Origin of the sequence: Rahnella inusitata (assembly GCF_965118895.1) — a bacterium.
Classification (GTDB): Bacteria; Pseudomonadota; Gammaproteobacteria; order Enterobacterales; family Enterobacteriaceae; genus Rahnella; species Rahnella inusitata_A.
The window spans coordinates 1-15,739 of the sequence record NZ_CBCPJJ010000021.1 but is presented as its reverse complement, the minus strand read 5'-3'; the positions used below and the strand labels follow the sequence as shown (position 1 = coordinate 15,739).

The following is a 15,739-nucleotide window of genomic DNA, read 5'->3' as shown; positions in this document are numbered from 1 at the left end:
TTTGCAGCAATTACTGCCGTTGGCTGAGATAGCTTTTACGCAGCAGCCACTGATGGATTAGCGTGATAAACGCCATCAGCACCACCAGCAACATCGCCAGCGCGCTGCCCATATTCGGGTCGAGGGAAATATCACCCGAAACCAGCGCGGCGATCCGCACCGGCACCACGTTGAAGTTGCCAGTGGTCAGGGCATACACCGTGGCATAGGCCCCCAGCGCGTTGGCGAGTAAAATCACGAACGTCCCCATCAGCGCCGGGAACAGCACCGGCATCCCGATGAAGCGCCAGTAACTCCAGCGACCAGCGCCGAGCAACGCGGCGGATTCACGCCAGTCTTCGCGCAGCGCGTCAAATGCCGGATACATCAGCAAGACGCCGAGCGGGATCTGGAAGTAGGTGTAAAGCACAATCAGCCCGCTTTTCGAGTACAGATTGAAGTTTTCCATCAGCCCGTATTTTTGCAGCAGTAAGGTCAGACAGCCGTTGAGACCGAGCAGAATGACGAACGCGAAGGCCAGCGGCACGCCTGCAAAGTTACTGGTCATGTTGGTAAACGACATCACGAAGTCATGAAGCTTTGTCGGGCCTAGCTGACGGAGTGAGTAACTGCCCACTAACGCAATCAGCAAACCATAGAAACTTGACCAGATTGAAATATCCAGCGAGAAGCGCATTGCCTGCAAATAGAACGGCGACGTGAGGATATCGGTGTAATTTCCCAGCCCCCAGGCTTCATAGGTTTCGCTGTAGAAGCTGCTGACCGCAATCCATGCCAGCGGCGCGAGCTGGAAGGCAATGAAAAACACCAGAAATGGCAGCATAAACAGCGCCGCAATCCACTTAGCTTTCATCGGGTATCCTCTAAAAGTGACGGGATTCAGGCCAGTAATGCCGCACAATGTGGCTTATCGTGGGTGATATTGAGGATCTGACAGACGGTGCCGCACAGCTCGGTTTGCAGTGGCGCAGCGTCTCCTAACGTGAACGCACTGCCGAAAACAAATAACGGTACCTGACGCTCTTCCGGCAAAATGCCGCCGTGGCTGCGATCGTCGTTCATGCCGTGATCGGCGGTGACAATCACCTGATAACCCGCCTCCAGCCAGTCACCTAAAAAGCGGGATAAAATTCCGTCCGCCGTCCGCGCTTTGTTGCGGTATTGCGGCGTTGAGAGGCCAAATTTGTGGCCCGCATCGTCAATGTTCATCGGGTGGATCAGCAGAAAATCGGGGTCATGACGGCGACGCAGGCTTTCGGCATCGTCAAACAAATGCGAATCCGGATAAGCGTCATCGTAATAGAAATGACCGTGCTGAATTGCCAGCGTTTCATCGCTGGTATGGCGGTCACGCGGTGGATCAAACGGCGTACGGTTATACAACTCGCTGACCCAGTGATAGGCCGCGGCCGCCGTCGTCAGACCGGCATCACGGGCATAATGAAAAATACTGCGTTGTGTGGATAAGCGATCGACCTGATTATTCACAATGCCGCTCACGACCGGCGTAATTCCGGTGAGGATGCACTCATATAGCGGCCGGGACAGCGAAGGCAAGGCACATTCCAGCTGATACAAGCGGCCTCGTCCTTCAGCACACTGCGCCTGTAAATACCCCATTGCGTCGCGGGCGACCTGATAATTCAGGCCGTCCAGTACTACCAGAATGCTTTTCATGAAACTTTTGCCTTTCTTGCAGGTGCTGAAATCCCCGCCGTCGTTCGGGCAACCCTAATGAGTTTGGGGATACTTTTATTATTTTTTTTCAGGTAATTACTGCTGCATATTGATCATGACGTTTTCCTGCCACAGACGAGGCAGCGTTTTGGCGCTCTTGTCCCAGGCGGCAGGGTCAGCAATCGGATGGGCATTTTTGTACTCGCTGGACGGCAGCAGTTTAGCTTTCACGTCGTCAGGCAAGGTGATGTGGTCGGCACGGATTGGGCGGGCATAACCCTGCGCCAGATTGATCTGACCGGCATCGGAGAAGATATATTCGCGCGCCAGTTTGGCGGCGTTCGGGTGTTTAGCGAATTTGTTGATGATCGTGGTGTAACCGGAGGTGATAGAGCCATCGGACGGGATAACAACGTCGAAGCGTGTTTTGTCGATTTTGTCGCGATAGCTTAGGCCGTTGAAGTCCCACACCACGCCGACCTGCACTTCGCCTTTTTCCAGAGAAGCGATCACCGGATTAGTGAGGCTCAGACGCCCTGCTTTCGCCAGTTTGCCGAAATATTCCAGACCCGGTTTCAGATTAGTTTCATTACCGCCCATGGCGTATGTGGCGGCAAGCACGCCGTTGGCAGCCTGCGCAGCGGTGCTGACATCTCCGATAGTGACTTTATATTTGCCCTTCAGTAGTTCAGCCCAACTGTGTGGTTCATCCTTCACCTGAGACTTATCGATAATGAACGCAATGGTTCCGGTGTAAGCGAGTGCCCACATACCCTCTTTGTCCTTCGCCCACTCTGGCACCTGATCCCAGGTGGTTGGCTTATAAGGCTGGGTGACGCCCTTTTGCACGGCGACCGGTCCGAACGCGGCGCCTACATCACCAATGTCGGCACTGGCGTTATCTTTTTCAGCGAGGAATTTGGCAATTTCCTGCGCCGAACTCATGTCAGTATCGCTGTGTTTGAGACCGTATTTGGTGCTCAGATCACTCCAGGTCCCTTTCCAGTTGGCCCAGTCATCAGGCATACCGACACTGTTTACCGTTCCTTCAGCTTGCGCTGCTTTAAGAAGTTCAGCAGGAGGCTCAGCGGCAAAAGCCGTTGAGGTGGACAATACGAGCGCGCTGGTTAACACAGAAGCGAACAACTGTTTCATAACGGAAGCTCCAGATGGTAGGGTGTGAGGTGCTGGTCTAGTCCAGCAATAACCAAGCCAATCTAACGATCAATTGTGATAATTATATGTCAGCCTGAAAAAGCAGCAGTTTTAAGCTTCCAGCTGTTATCGGGCGCACATTATTTACACAAAAAAGGGTCGGATTGGTGCATAACCGCACTGAAATGAGGCTTGCTGACCGATGAGAGATCCGCAGACGACGTTGGCCGTGATCTGTAAGGCATTAAGTCAAAGTATCGCGACGGGGGAATTTTCGGCCGAGGGAAGGCTGCCCTCTGAGCGTGCGCTGAGCGAACGTTTTTCAACCACCCGTATCACGCTGCGGGAAGCATTAAGTCAGCTGGAAGCTCAGGGGCTGATTTACCGGGAAGTCCGCCGCGGCTGGTTTGTCTCACCGCCACGGATTATCTACAACCCGCTGCAACGCAGCCATTTTCATGCCATGGCGAGAGACCAGGGCCGCAGTGCGCAAACTGAAGTGATCGATGCCAGACAGTGCGCCGCAAGCGAAGCCGTAGGTCAAAAATTGCAGCTGCCGCCTGACAGTGAAGTGATATGTATCCGGCGGCTTCGTTACATCGACGGTCGCCCTGTCTTATACGTCGAGCATTATCTCAATGCGCTGTATTTTCAGGGCATTCTCGACGCGGACCTGACGTCCTCGCTGACCGACCTGTATGCCTCGCGTTATGACATTCACTATGGTCGGGTTCGTTTCGATATGGTGCCGACGCTGCTGACCGAAGAAGCTTCACGCGCGCTGAGGGTCGCCTCCGGTAGCCCGGCGTTATTTATTACGCGCACCAACCGCGATCAGCATGACCGGGTTATCGACTGCGATCTTGAATACTGGCGTTATGACGCGTTGCACATTGATGTGGAAGTGAACTGAGTGGGGAAAACAGATAAAAAAATGCCCGTTAATTAACGGGCATTTTTACGATCAGTCGGCGTCGTAGCCCAGATTCGGTGCCAGCCAGCGCTCAACTTCAGCGATCGGCATATTTTTACGCGCCGCATAATCCTCCACCTGATCGCGCTGGATCTGCGCCACGGCGAAGTATTTGCTGTCAGGGTGACTGAAGTACCAGCCCGATACCGCCGCACCCGGCCACATGGCGAAAGATTCCGTCAGTTGCATACCGGTGTTGGTTTCCACATCCAATAATTTCCAGATCTGGCCCTTTTCTGTATGTTCAGGACAAGCCGGATAGCCTGGCGCAGGGCGGATGCCCTGATAATTTTCGCGGATCAATTCTTCGTTACTGAGATTCTCATTGGCCGCGAAGCCCCAGTACACTTTCCGTACTTTCTCGTGCAGATATTCCGCAAAGGCTTCGGCCAGACGGTCTGCCAGCGCCTTGATCATGATTTTGTTGTAGTCGTCATGCTGTTTGTCGTACGCCTCGGCCAGCGCGTCTTCCTCAAGCCCGCCGGTGACCGCAAACGCGCCCATATAATCTTTTTTGCCAGTGGATTTCGGGGCGACAAAGTCAGCCAGACAGTAGTTGGCGAAATCATTTTTCTCCGTCTGCTGACGCAGATGATGGCTGACTACCAGCACGTCCTGACGGCGTTCATCGCTGTAAATCTCAATATCATCGCCTTTGCGGTTTGCCGGAAATAAACCAACGACCCCACGCGGATTGAGCAGTTTCTCCAGCGAGAGTTTATCCAGCAGATCGTTGGCATCTTTGAACAGGCGCCTGGCTTCTTCGCCGACCACTTCATCTTCCAGAATGCGGGGATATTTACCCGCCAGCGACCAGGTCATGAAGAACGGCGTCCAATCGATATAATTACGCAGCGTTTCAATACTGGCTTCCACTTTCTGCACACCCAGACGGTGCGCAACCGGCGGCGTATAGCTTTCCCAGTCAATCGTTGTGGCGTTATCACGTGCGACTTCCAGACTGACCGGCGGTGTGCGCGGCTTTTTACGGCCATGCTGAATACGCACGGTGTCGTACTCTTTGCGCGTGCGCTCAACAAAAGGACCGCGCTGTTCATCCGACAACAACGCAGACACCACGCCAACCGAACGTGAGGCATTTTGCACATACACTGTTGGCCCGCTGTAATTTTGCTCGATTTTCACGGCGGTGTGCGCTTTGGAAGTCGTCGCCCCACCAATCAGCAGCGGCATGGTAAAACCACGGCGCTCCATCTCTTTTGCCACGTTCACCATTTCATCCAGCGAAGGCGTAATCAGCCCGGAAAGACCAATGATATCAACCTTTTCCTCAATGGCGGTTTTCAGAATTTTGTCAGTAGCAACCATTACGCCGAGATCAATAATCTCGTAGTTATTACACTGCAGCACCACGCCAACGATGTTTTTCCCAATGTCATGCACATCGCCTTTCACCGTGGCCAGCAAGATTTTGCCGTTGGTTTTGCCTTTCTCTTTGCTGGCTTCGATGTATGGCTCGAGGTAAGCCACCGCCTGTTTCATCACGCGCGCAGATTTTACCACCTGCGGCAGGAACATCTTACCGGCACCAAACAAGTCCCCGACCACGTTCATGCCGTCCATCAATGGTCCCTCGATCACTTCAATCGGGCGGGCAGCCTGCTGACGACACTCTTCGGTATCCAGTTCGATAAACTCAGTAATGCCTTTAATCATGGAATATTCGAGACGTTTTTTGACGTCCCAGCCACGCCATTCGGCCTGTTGTTTATTGGCTTCGCCGTCATCTTTGTTACCGCGATATTTTTCCGCCAGATCGAGCAACCGCTCCGTACCGTCATCGCGACGGTTCAAAATCACATCTTCCACGGCATCGCGCAGTTCGGCTGGTAAATCATCATAAATCGCTAACTGACCGGCGTTGACGATCCCCATGTCCATACCGTTTTGGATGGCGTGATAGAGGAATACGGCGTGAATAGCTTCGCGGACGTGATCATTGCCGCGAAACGAGAACGAAACATTGGAAACACCACCGGAAATTAAGGCGTGCGGCAGCTGCGCTTTGATGTCAGCGCAGGCTTCGATGAAATCCACCGCGTAGTTGTTGTGTTCTTCGATACCTGTTGCGACGGCAAAAATATTCGGATCGAAAATGATGTCTTCCGGCGGGAAACCCACTTTTTCGGTCAGTAATTTATAGGCGCGGCGACAAATTTCAATTTTGCGCGAGCGGGTATCCGCCTGCCCGGTTTCATCAAACGCCATGACCACCACGGCGGCACCGTAGCGACGAACAATACGCGCATGATGTAAGAAGGCCTCCTCACCTTCTTTCATCGATATCGAGTTAACAATGCCTTTGCCCTGAATGCACTTTAGCCCTTGCTCGATAACGTTCCACTTGGAGGAATCGATCATGATTGGTACACGGGCGATATCCGGTTCACCGGCAATCAGGTTAAGGAAACGCACCATCGCCGCTTCGGCGTCCAGCATCCCTTCATCCATGTTGATATCGATGATTTGCGCACCGCTTTCTACCTGCTGGCGGGCAACCGCCAGCGCTTCGGCATATTTCTCTTCTTTGATCAGACGTTTAAAGCGCGCTGAGCCAGTGACGTTGGTACGCTCACCCACATTAACGAACAGTGTTTTCGGATCGATGGTCAGCGGTTCAAGCCCGGCCAGACGACAGGCGACAGGAATGTCCGGTATGACGCGCGGTGGCACGCCTTCGACGGCTTTGACCATCGCCGCGATGTGCGCGGGCGTTGTACCACAGCAACCACCGACAATGTTCAGGAAGCCTGAGCGCGCCCATTCGCCAATATGCTCGGCCATTTCTTTGGCTTCAAGATCGTACTCACCGAAGGCATTCGGCAGCCCGGCGTTCGGGTGGGCCGTAACGTAGCATTCCGCGATACGGGATAATTCGGCGACGTATTCACGTAATTCATCCGGGCCCAGTGCGCAGTTCAGGCCGAAGGTCAGCGGTTTGACGTGACGCAGGGAGTTGTAAAAGGCTTCAGTCGTCTGGCCTGACAAGGTACGGCCGGAGGCATCGGTGATTGTGCCGGAGACCATGACCGGCAGCACAATACCCAATGCTTCAAATTCTGTTTCTACTGCAAATGTGGCGGCTTTGGCATTGAGCGTGTCAAACACGGTTTCGATCATGATCAGATCAGCGCCACCTTTGATCAGCGCACGGGTGGATTCGCGGTAGGCTTCCACCAGTTGATCGAAAGAGACGTTACGGAATGCCGGATCGTTCACATCCGGAGAGATCGAGGCGGTGCGGTTGGTCGGCCCTAAAACACCCGCAACGTAACGCGGTTTCTCTGGTGTGCGGGCGGTCCATTCGTCTGCGCAGATACGCGCCAGACGGGCGGCTTCATAGTTAATTTCAGACGACAACGACTCCATGTGGTAGTCAGCCATCGCGATAGTGGTGGAGTTGAAAGTGTTGGTTTCAAGGATATCTGCGCCAGCAGCCAGGTAGCCGTTATGGATTTCGACGATCACTTCCGGTTTGCTTAACACCAGAAGATCGTTATTGCCTTTAAGATCGCTTTCCCAGTCGGCAAAACGCTCGCCGCGGTAATCCTCTTCTTCCAGACGATAGCTTTGGATCATGGTGCCCATGCCGCCGTCCAGAACCATTATGCGCTGTGCCAGCTGCTTATGTAGCGCTTCTACTCGATTAGTCACTTTCACCTCATCACCCATCACGCACACCGGGCAAATTGTTCACTCATGCACCGGAAATTATGGTCAACATCCTAGCATACCTTCCCGAACCAAAAGGCCGCGCCGACGTGAGACTTTTTCAATTCGGGAAGACATCCCGCAAATGCAATGCAACACATCGGATGAGCGCAAAGGCAGGTTGCGATCCATACTGTAAAAACGAAAACTACTTCCAAAAATGATTTTTCTTCGCCAACCTTTGGCGCATCTTACAAGGAACAGGCTTATGGCAACGTCCGCATCGACCCCGGCCAAACGCGCTAAAAAAACCAAAGCCGCAACCGCAACAGGCAGCGCCGCCACCGGACAGGTCCAGTCCCTGACCCGTGGCCTCAAATTGCTGGAATATATTGCCCAGGCACAGGGCAGCGTAGCGCTAACCGATCTGGCTCAGCAGGCCGGTTTACCGAATTCCACCACACACCGTTTGCTGACCACCATGCAGCAGCAGGGATTTGTGCGTCAGGTCGGGGATTTAGGTCTGTGGACAATTGGCTCGCATGCATTTGTGGTGGGCAGCAGCTTTCTGCAAAGCCGTAACTTGCTGGCGATGGTGCATCCGATGCTCCGCCGCCTGATGGAAGAATCCGGCGAGACCGTGAATCTGGCGGTGCTGGATCACAGTGACTATCAGGCGATCATCATCGATCAGGTGCAATGTAATGCGCTAATGCGAATGTCAGCGCCGATCGGAGGAAAACTGCCGATGCACGCCTCGGGCGCGGGGAAAGCGTTTCTATCCACATTGCCGGAAGAGCGGCTGGTGAAACTGCTGCATAAAATCGGGTTGCATAGCTATACGCCGCTGACTAAAACCTCGCCGGTAAATCTGAAGCAGGAACTGACGGAAACGCGCAAGCGCGGGTATGCCTTTGATGACGAGGAACACGCACTGGGACTGCGCTGTGTAGCGACCTGCATTTACGATGAGCATAACGATGCCTATGCAGCGATATCGATTTCAGGCCCGGTCTCACGCATCACCGATGACCGAGTCACCGAACTGGGTGCACTGGTGATCCACGCAGCAAAAGAAATTACGCAGGCTTATGGTGGTGGACACTGATTTTCAGATGAAGTGACCATGAAATGATTTGGGTTAAGTCATGCTCTTATGCTTAACTCATTGATAGTCAGTCAAGACCTTTAATTTTTCCAGGTAGTAATTTATAAGGATATTTATGCCAAGTGTATTCGGCTCGAAAAATCGTGGTCATTCAGGGTCTCCTTTTATCTCTTCATCATCCGTCACCCCGATACCGGTTGATTCTACGTCTTTACAAGCACCTGCCACAAAAAATCAACGTTTCATTTTAGGGTGTAATTCACCTACTGATTATTTTTTCAAACCAGTTAATGATATTCCCAAATTCAGACCACGACTTCATGGCCGTTTCTTATTTGCTATACTGGCAAGCGAACCGGAAACAATTTATTGCGTACAGCCGTACGATATTCTCAATAGAATGATGGAAGGTAATCAACACAAAGTTGAAAGACACGTCAGCAATGCCTCTATACATCCCTATAAAAGTGAGCGTCGCGGCAGCGATCCGGGGCTAGGAACAAACGGTCATATTTCCCATCCGTTCTATGGGTTTTTATCAGATAAGCGGGTTGAAATAGAAGGTCACACTTCCATCACTATGTGGAAACCCGTCCTTTTTGCGGGTGATATGACATTTAATAATGGAAGATTAACGATGTGGACAAATAACAGTGGTCATTATCGTCCACCGTCTCAATTACGCAGTACCAATTTATCTGCGAATATTAAACGCTTACTTCCGGGACATCTTTACCAGGAATGTATCTTTAATGATTTAAGTGTTGTTAATCCGTCAGGTTCAGTGATTTCACGCCATCTCTCGGATTTTTCGAGTTAATAACAATATAACTTATGAGACATCCCTGAAATGCAAAGTTCAGGGATATCCGTATTCACCAGCCGGGCTAGGTTTAAAGCGCTGGCAACGCCGGTAGGCAAACACATCTTCCACATGCCCTTCACGAATACGCTGTTGTAAACCGCGCCAGTAATCCGCCTGAAACAGGTCATCGTGGACAGCTTCAAAGATCTGCCTGATACGTTTATCGCTGCATAAAAAATGTCGAAATTCTTCGGGGAAAACATCGTTCTGCGCGATGCTGTACCAGGGTTCGCTGGCCAGTTCGTCTTCTGGAAAACGCGGTGAGGGAATATTACGGAAATTCACTTCAGTCATATAACAGATTTCATCGTAATCATAAAACACTACGCGGCCGTGGCGGGTCACGCCAAAGTTTTTGAACAACATATCGCCGGGAAAAATATTGGCGGCTGCCAGCTGTTTTATTGCGTTCCCGTATTCTTCGATCACGTCATACAGCTGCTGATCGCTGGCCTGCTCCAGATAGATATTCAGCGGGGTCATACGTCGTTCGATGTACAAATGCCGCAGAACAATACTGTTTCCCAAATCCTCCATCTTTGCCGGTACCTCCCGCTGTAACTCCGCCATCAGTTCCGGGCTGATATTTTTCTTCGGCAGAATAAAGTGCTCAAACTCCTGGGTATCCGCCATACGTCCAACACGGTCATGTTCTTTGACCAGCTGATAGCACGCCATGACCTGCGCTTCGGTGACCTCTTTTTGCGGCGCGAAACGATCTTTTATCACTTTAAAAACACGGTCGCTGCCTGGCAGGGTAAACACCAGCATCACCATGCCTTTGACACCCGGTGCTACAATGAAAGATTCATCGGTCTGCGCCATAAAACGTAAATGCTCACGATAACACTCCGTTTTTGCGTGCTTCTGGCAGCCGATGGCGCTGTAGAGTTCGGCGGTGGTTTTGGCCGGTAAAATCTCACGCAACCATTCCACCAGCGCACCGGGCTGAGGGGCATACACCATGAAATACGATCGGGCAAAGCCGAAGACAATACTGGCGTCGTTGCTGTCGGTGAGACAGGCATCGACGAACAACATGCTCTTATGCCCCCGATGCACAGGCAGCAACAACGGAAAAACCTGCTGCCCGACTCTGATTTTACCAATGACCCATGCGGCTTTATTGCGGTAAAAAATCTCCATCGCTATCTCAATCACAGCGTCAGAGAGTTGTACCGCAGAAAAACGTTGTTGCAACGCTGTGGCGATATATTCGACATCACGCGGGGCGTTTTCCCAGGGTAAGCGCATTGGGAGATCGCCAAGCACCTTTTCAAGCGTGGTCGTCAGATTTCCCTGAACCAGGTATTTACGCGCTAACGGCCGCGGGCAGTGTCGCTGCGGATGAGCGGGCTGCCCACTGAAAATATAGAGTTTATCTGCGGTCAGATCGCGGTGTTTGAAAATCCGGCAATAGACTGAATTAAAGAAGCTTTCAGCAATTTCTGCCCGTGGATAGTCTGGCAGCAGTTCTGAGTAACAATTTTTGACCCGAACCAGAAAAGCCGCATCATAAAAATGAGGGCCAGTGATGCATTTAAGCTGGGCGACCACCAGCCCGACGTGATGATCGTAAAGATGGATCCGTTGCTTCATCGCCGCCTGTATCGCGGGCCAGTCTGCCTGCTCGAATCTCTGCTGAGCACCGGCGGTCACTTCCAGAAAACGACCATACTGCGCATCGAACCCTTGTAAAATCGTCTGGGCAATCAACAGCTCTATGCGCATCGTCTGGCTCCTGAAGAAGAAATGCCCGACTTTCGCCGGGCAGAATAAAAATCAGTGATGTGTCGGCGAGAATTGCTGCTCTTCCGTTGAACCCGTTAAAGCAGTCACCGAGGAGTGCCCACCCTGAATGATGTTAGTGACCTTATCGAAATAGCCGGTGCCCACTTCCTGCTGATGAGAAGCAAAGGTATAGCCGCGACTGATGGCTGCAAACTCCGGTTCCTGCACTTTTTCAACGTAATGTTTCATGCCTTCGCCCTGCGCGTAAGCATGGGCCAGATCGAACATGTTGAACCACATACTGTGGATACCTGCCAGCGTGATGAACTGATACTGGTAGCCCATCGCGGCAAGCTGATCCTGGAAGCTGGCGATGGTCTTATCGTCGAGATTTTTCTTCCAGTTAAACGAGGGTGAGCAGTTGTACGCCAGCAGTTTGCCTGGGAATTTTGCGTGGATGGCGTCCGCAAATCGCCGGGCAAGCGCCAGATCCGGCGTCGAGGTTTCGCACCAGACGATATCAGCATAAGGGGCATAAGCCAGCCCGCGGCTGATGGCCTGTTCGATTCCGGCGTTAGTGCGGTAAAAACCTTCGTGCGTCCTTTCGCCAGTAATAAACTGGCTGTCATAGGGGTCACAATCGGATGTCAGTAAATCCGCCGCATCGGCATCTGTTCTTGCGACCAGTAACGTCGGAACGCCGAGCACATCTGCCGCAAGACGTGCGGAAACCAGCTTTTGCACCGCCTCCTGAGTCGGTACTAGCACCTTGCCGCCCATGTGCCCGCATTTTTTCACCGCTGCAAGTTGATCTTCGAAATGCACAGCCGCTGCGCCCGCTTCGATCATGGATTTCATCAGCTCAAATGCATTCAATACACCGCCAAACCCGGCTTCAGCATCAGCAACAATCGGCAGAAAGTAATCTGTGTAACCCGACTGCCCCGGTTCAATATTATTCGACCACTGAATTTGATCGGCGCGGCGGAAGGTATTATTAATGCGTGCCACGACTTCCGGAACGGAATTCACCGGATACAATGACTGGTCGGGATACATGCTGGATGCAGTATTGGCATCCGCAGCGACCTGCCAGCCGGAGAGATAAATGGCTTCGATACCGGCTTTCGCCTGCTGCAATGCCTGACCGCCGGTCAGCGCGCCGAGACAGTTCACATACCCTTTACGTGATGAACCGTGCAATAACCGCCACAAACGGGATGCGCCATGCTGTGCCAGCGTGCACTCAGGGTTAACGGAGCCGCGCAGACTGATCACTTCAGCGGCGGTATACGGACGGGTAATGCCTTTCCAGCGTGGCTGGCTCCAGGTTTCTTCAAGCTGCTGAATTTGCTGAGTACGTGTTATTTTCATGGCAAATGCTCCGGTCTTTTTTATAGGTAGGGTAAGAAGGATCAGGCCAGCAGCTGATAGCCCGGCAGTGTCAGGAAGTCGATAAGTTCATCCTGTGTAGTGATTTTTTCCATCAAAGCGGCAGCCTGCGTGAAGCGGCCAGCGCTGAAACGTTGTTCTCCCAGCTCTTGCTGGATCACCAGCATTTCTTCATTCAGCATGCGGCGGAACAGGGGCTTGGTCACCAGTTGGCCGTCGCTGAGCGTTTTGCCATGACGGATCCACTGCCAGATGGAGGTACGGGAGATTTCTGCAGTTGCTGCGTCTTCCATCAGCCCGTAAATCGGTACGCAACCGTTGCCGGAAATCCAGGCTTCGATGTACTGAATCGCCACACGGATATTGGCGCGCATGCCCTCTTCGGTACGCTCGCCTGAGCAGGGTTCAAGCAACTGCTGAGCGGTAATTCCCCCATCTTCTTCGCGCATGACATCAAGCTGATTAGTACGCGATCCGAGTGCTTTATCGAAGACTTCCAACACCGTGTCGGCCAGCCCTGGATGCGCGATCCACGTGCCGTCATGTCCGTTGTTCGCCTCAAGCTCTTTATCGGTTCTGACTTTATTGAGCACCAGTTCATTACGCTGGACATCTTTGCTGGGGATAAATGCCGCCATGCCGCCCATAGCAAAGGCACCGCGACGGTGGCAGGTCTTGATCAGCAACCGCGAGTAGGCGCTAAGGAAAGGCTGGGTCATGGTGACCGACTGGCGATCGGGTAAAACGCGATCACTATGATTTTTCAGCGTTTTGATATAACTGAAGATGTAATCCCATCGACCGCAGTTAAGTCCGACAATGTGATCTCGCAGGTGGTACAGGATTTCGTCCATCTGGAAAACGGCGGGCAACGTCTCAATTAATACGGTGGCTTTGATTGTGCCGCGCGGTAAATCTGCGTAGTCCTCGGCAAAGCTGAAGACCTGACTCCACCAGTCAGCTTCATGATAAGACTGCATTTTGGGCAGATAAAAATAGGGACCGCTGTCTTTGGCGAGCAAGGCGCGATAGTTGTGGAAAAAGTACAAAGCGAAATCGAACAATGAACCAGGGATCGCTTCGCCCTGCCATGTCACATGCTTCTCTGGGAGATGCAGACCGCGAACGCGGCAAATCAGCACCGCAGGATCAGGCTTGAGCTGATAAATTTTACCGGATTCATTGGTGTGGCTGATGGTCCCATTTACCGCATCCCGCAAATTGATTTGCCCTTCAATGACCTTCTGCCAGTCAGGAGCCAGCGAATCTTCAAAGTCAGCCATAAAAACTTTCACATTGGCATTAAGCGCGTTAATCACCATTTTGCGCTCAACCGGTCCGGTAATTTCAACGCGACGGTCCAACAAATCAGTTGGAATATTACGAATTTTCCAGTCTAATTTTTTTATGGAATCTGTTTCCGAAATAAAATCAGGAAATTCTCCTTGATCAATTTTCTGCTGTACAGCGATGCGGTCTGCCAACAGTCGGTTACGCGATGGGGTGAAATGCACCACCAGTTCTGACAAAAAATTGACGGCTTCTTCCGTCAGGATAAGGGGTTCATGCTCACCAAATTGGCGTGTAAAGCCAAGCTGACTGCAGGTAATTTGCTCTGACATCGCTATTCTCCTGATTTATCTGCGTAATCTGCCAGACCGCCTCACTGGACAGATGCTATTACGGTAGGAAATAAACCAGTCTCGTCAGCCAATCTCTATGACGATTTCTTTCTGGTTATTTATCACCCGATAGACTTAAGCGTAATCAGGAATTACATAAAATCAAAAACGATTTCCATTTTATTTTTAGCTTTGAAATATATTCATTTTAATCAAATAGATACTGAGAAATATAATTATTCAGAAATGATAATGAATTTCGAAATCTAGAAAAAACTGTTAGGGGATGTACCGAAAAGTAGGGTGATCGCGGGGAAGAAGTAAATCCGGCAGACGATCAGGCGTGATCGTTTTCCGGATCTTTAAGTCTGTTATTCCAGGGTTGGATTCATCTGGCGAAGATCAAACGGTGTGATCTGATAGACGTAGTAGTTAAGCCAGTTCGTAAAGAGCAAATGGCCGTGACTACGCCAGGTCGCCTTTGGCGATAACTCGGCATTATCTTGCGGAAAATAGTTGCAAGGCATGTCTGGAGATAGCCCTGCTGCGACATCTCGGAGATATTCACCGGCCAGAGTACCTGCATCATATTCAGGATGCCCGGTGACGAAGGCCATTCGCTTATCTTTAGTCGCAAACAAATAAGCTCCCGCTTCTTCAGATTCAGCAAAAATATCCAGATCCGTGTACTGACGCAGGACCTCCGCCGGGAAATCTGCATAGCGGGAGTGTGGTGCCAGGAAAGTTTCATCAAATCCGCGAGTTAGCAATGCAACGGATTGCAGTGTCTGATGCGGATAAACACCTGACAGCTTAGTTTCGCGCGTCATTTTGGGAATGTCGTATAACACATTTAAAGCCGCCTGAACCGCCCAACATACAAACAGCGTCGAAGTAACGTGCTCCTTTGCCCAGTGGATAACGCGCTCTATCTCAGGCCAGTAGGCGACATCGCAGAAATCGACGAGTCCGAGAGGTGCTCCGGTGACAATCAGACCGTCATAGTTGTCATGCTGGATATCTTCGAAATCACAGTAGAAGTTATCAAGATGCTCAGCTGGCGTATTTTTTGACTCGCGGTTATCGATGCGCAGAAGCTGAACATCAATTTGCAAAGGAGAGTTGGAAAGCAGCCGTAAAAACTGATTTTCGGTCTCAATTTTCTTTGGCATCAGGTTAAGTACCAGCACTTTCAAAGGTCTGATTTCCTGAGTTTTTGCGCGCGACGATGTCATCACAAAGACGTTCTCATTGCGCAGGAAATTCACGGCTGGTAAATCATCTGGAACCCGGATCGGCATAGCAACTTCCTCACTGCATCCATTTATACGTTTAGACTTCTAGATAGCCGAAGATAGCGAATTTTAGGAGCAATGTCGAGCCTGCAAGCAGTAAGTGAAAATGTTTCAGCTTCAGTTATTTATTTAGACGTTTTAGATATATAGAGACATATATTAGGGGAATCAAGCGATAAAGCAGTGGTTCATAAACAGTGGATCTGAGCAGAAAACGTTCTGATATGTAAACGGAACCACCTATTCCCA

At 51.4% G+C, this 15,739-nt stretch carries 11 protein-coding genes; 3 read left to right on the top strand and 8 right to left on the bottom strand.

The window, feature by feature from the left end; genetic code table 11:
• Nucleotides 1–10 precede the first annotated feature (10 nt).
• From ACMHLI_RS16905 to ACMHLI_RS16895, 3 genes are all read right to left on the bottom strand, one after another.
• Nucleotides 11–853 carry an ABC transporter permease gene (locus ACMHLI_RS16905; RefSeq protein WP_413530468.1) on the bottom strand — a complete coding sequence of 281 codons (843 nt, stop codon included), beginning with the start codon at nt 851–853 and terminating at the stop codon, nt 11–13.
• A gap of 26 nt (nt 854–879) precedes the next feature.
• Entirely contained in the window at nt 880–1,677 is a 798-nt protein-coding gene (locus ACMHLI_RS16900) for an alkaline phosphatase family protein (protein ID WP_413530467.1), read from the bottom strand.
• 96 nt (nt 1,678–1,773) lie between these two features.
• On the bottom strand, nt 1,774–2,832 hold the full coding sequence (locus ACMHLI_RS16895; protein ID WP_413530466.1) for an ABC transporter substrate-binding protein: 1,059 nt from the start codon (nt 2,830–2,832) through the stop codon (nt 1,774–1,776).
• 202 nt (nt 2,833–3,034) lie between these two features.
• Here ACMHLI_RS16895 and ACMHLI_RS16890 point away from each other — a divergent pair, with 202 nt between their 5' ends.
• Nucleotides 3,035–3,745, top strand: a complete 711-nt coding sequence (locus tag ACMHLI_RS16890) for a UTRA domain-containing protein (RefSeq protein ID WP_413530465.1) — start codon at nt 3,035–3,037, stop codon at nt 3,743–3,745.
• A 51-nt stretch (nt 3,746–3,796) separates the two neighbouring features.
• Here ACMHLI_RS16890 and metH read toward each other — a convergent pair whose 3' ends face one another.
• Nucleotides 3,797–7,498: a methionine synthase gene (gene metH, locus ACMHLI_RS16885; protein ID WP_413530464.1), complete on the bottom strand. Its 3,702-nt coding sequence runs from the start codon at nt 7,496–7,498 to the stop codon at nt 3,797–3,799.
• A 247-nt stretch (nt 7,499–7,745) separates the two neighbouring features.
• On the opposite strand from metH, the gene iclR reads away from it, so the two are divergent.
• Together iclR and ACMHLI_RS16875 are read left to right on the top strand one after the other, a co-directional pair.
• The gene (gene iclR, locus ACMHLI_RS16880) at nt 7,746–8,585 is read left to right on the top strand and encodes a glyoxylate bypass operon transcriptional repressor IclR (RefSeq protein ID WP_413530463.1); all 840 of its coding nucleotides are present in this window, start codon (nt 7,746–7,748) and stop codon (nt 8,583–8,585) included.
• 115 nt (nt 8,586–8,700) lie between these two features.
• A complete protein-coding gene (locus ACMHLI_RS16875) occupies nt 8,701–9,405 on the top strand; it encodes a hypothetical protein (protein ID WP_413530462.1) in 705 nt (234 codons plus the stop codon).
• Nucleotides 9,406–9,444: 39 nt separating this feature from the next.
• Here the strand turns inward: ACMHLI_RS16875 and aceK are convergent, their stop codons facing one another.
• The 4 genes from aceK to metA form a co-directional block, all read right to left on the bottom strand.
• The gene (gene aceK / locus ACMHLI_RS16870) at nt 9,445–11,181 is read right to left on the bottom strand and encodes a bifunctional isocitrate dehydrogenase kinase/phosphatase (RefSeq protein ID WP_413530461.1); all 1,737 of its coding nucleotides are present in this window, start codon (nt 11,179–11,181) and stop codon (nt 9,445–9,447) included.
• A gap of 51 nt (nt 11,182–11,232) precedes the next feature.
• Nucleotides 11,233–12,555, bottom strand: a complete 1,323-nt coding sequence (aceA, locus tag ACMHLI_RS16865; protein ID WP_413530460.1) for an isocitrate lyase — start codon at nt 12,553–12,555, stop codon at nt 11,233–11,235.
• Between the two features lie 41 nt (nt 12,556–12,596).
• Entirely contained in the window at nt 12,597–14,195 is a 1,599-nt protein-coding gene (aceB, locus tag ACMHLI_RS16860; RefSeq protein ID WP_413530459.1) for a malate synthase A, read from the bottom strand.
• Nucleotides 14,196–14,566: 371 nt separating this feature from the next.
• Nucleotides 14,567–15,496 (bottom strand): homoserine O-succinyltransferase MetA, encoded by a 930-nt coding sequence (gene metA / locus ACMHLI_RS16855; protein ID WP_413530458.1) that lies wholly within the window; start codon nt 15,494–15,496, stop codon nt 14,567–14,569.
• Nucleotides 15,497–15,739 lie beyond the last annotated feature (243 nt).

Coding starts and splice junctions, on each gene's coding strand:
- ACMHLI_RS16905 (WP_413530468.1), bottom strand. CDS start 853: ATGAAAGCTAAGTGGATTGCGGCGCTGTTTATGCTGCCATTTCTGGTG.
- ACMHLI_RS16900 (WP_413530467.1), bottom strand. CDS start 1,677: ATGAAAAGCATTCTGGTAGTACTGGACGGCCTGAATTATCAGGTCGCC.
- ACMHLI_RS16895 (WP_413530466.1), bottom strand. CDS start 2,832: ATGAAACAGTTGTTCGCTTCTGTGTTAACCAGCGCGCTCGTATTGTCC.
- ACMHLI_RS16890 (WP_413530465.1), top strand. CDS start 3,035: ATGAGAGATCCGCAGACGACGTTGGCCGTGATCTGTAAGGCATTAAGT.
- metH (WP_413530464.1), bottom strand. CDS start 7,498: ATGGGTGATGAGGTGAAAGTGACTAATCGAGTAGAAGCGCTACATAAG.
- iclR (WP_413530463.1), top strand. CDS start 7,746: ATGGCAACGTCCGCATCGACCCCGGCCAAACGCGCTAAAAAAACCAAA.
- ACMHLI_RS16875 (WP_413530462.1), top strand. CDS start 8,701: ATGCCAAGTGTATTCGGCTCGAAAAATCGTGGTCATTCAGGGTCTCCT.
- aceK (WP_413530461.1), bottom strand. CDS start 11,181: ATGCGCATAGAGCTGTTGATTGCCCAGACGATTTTACAAGGGTTCGAT.
- aceA (WP_413530460.1), bottom strand. CDS start 12,555: ATGAAAATAACACGTACTCAGCAAATTCAGCAGCTTGAAGAAACCTGG.
- aceB (WP_413530459.1), bottom strand. CDS start 14,195: ATGTCAGAGCAAATTACCTGCAGTCAGCTTGGCTTTACACGCCAATTT.
- metA (WP_413530458.1), bottom strand. CDS start 15,496: ATGCCGATCCGGGTTCCAGATGATTTACCAGCCGTGAATTTCCTGCGC.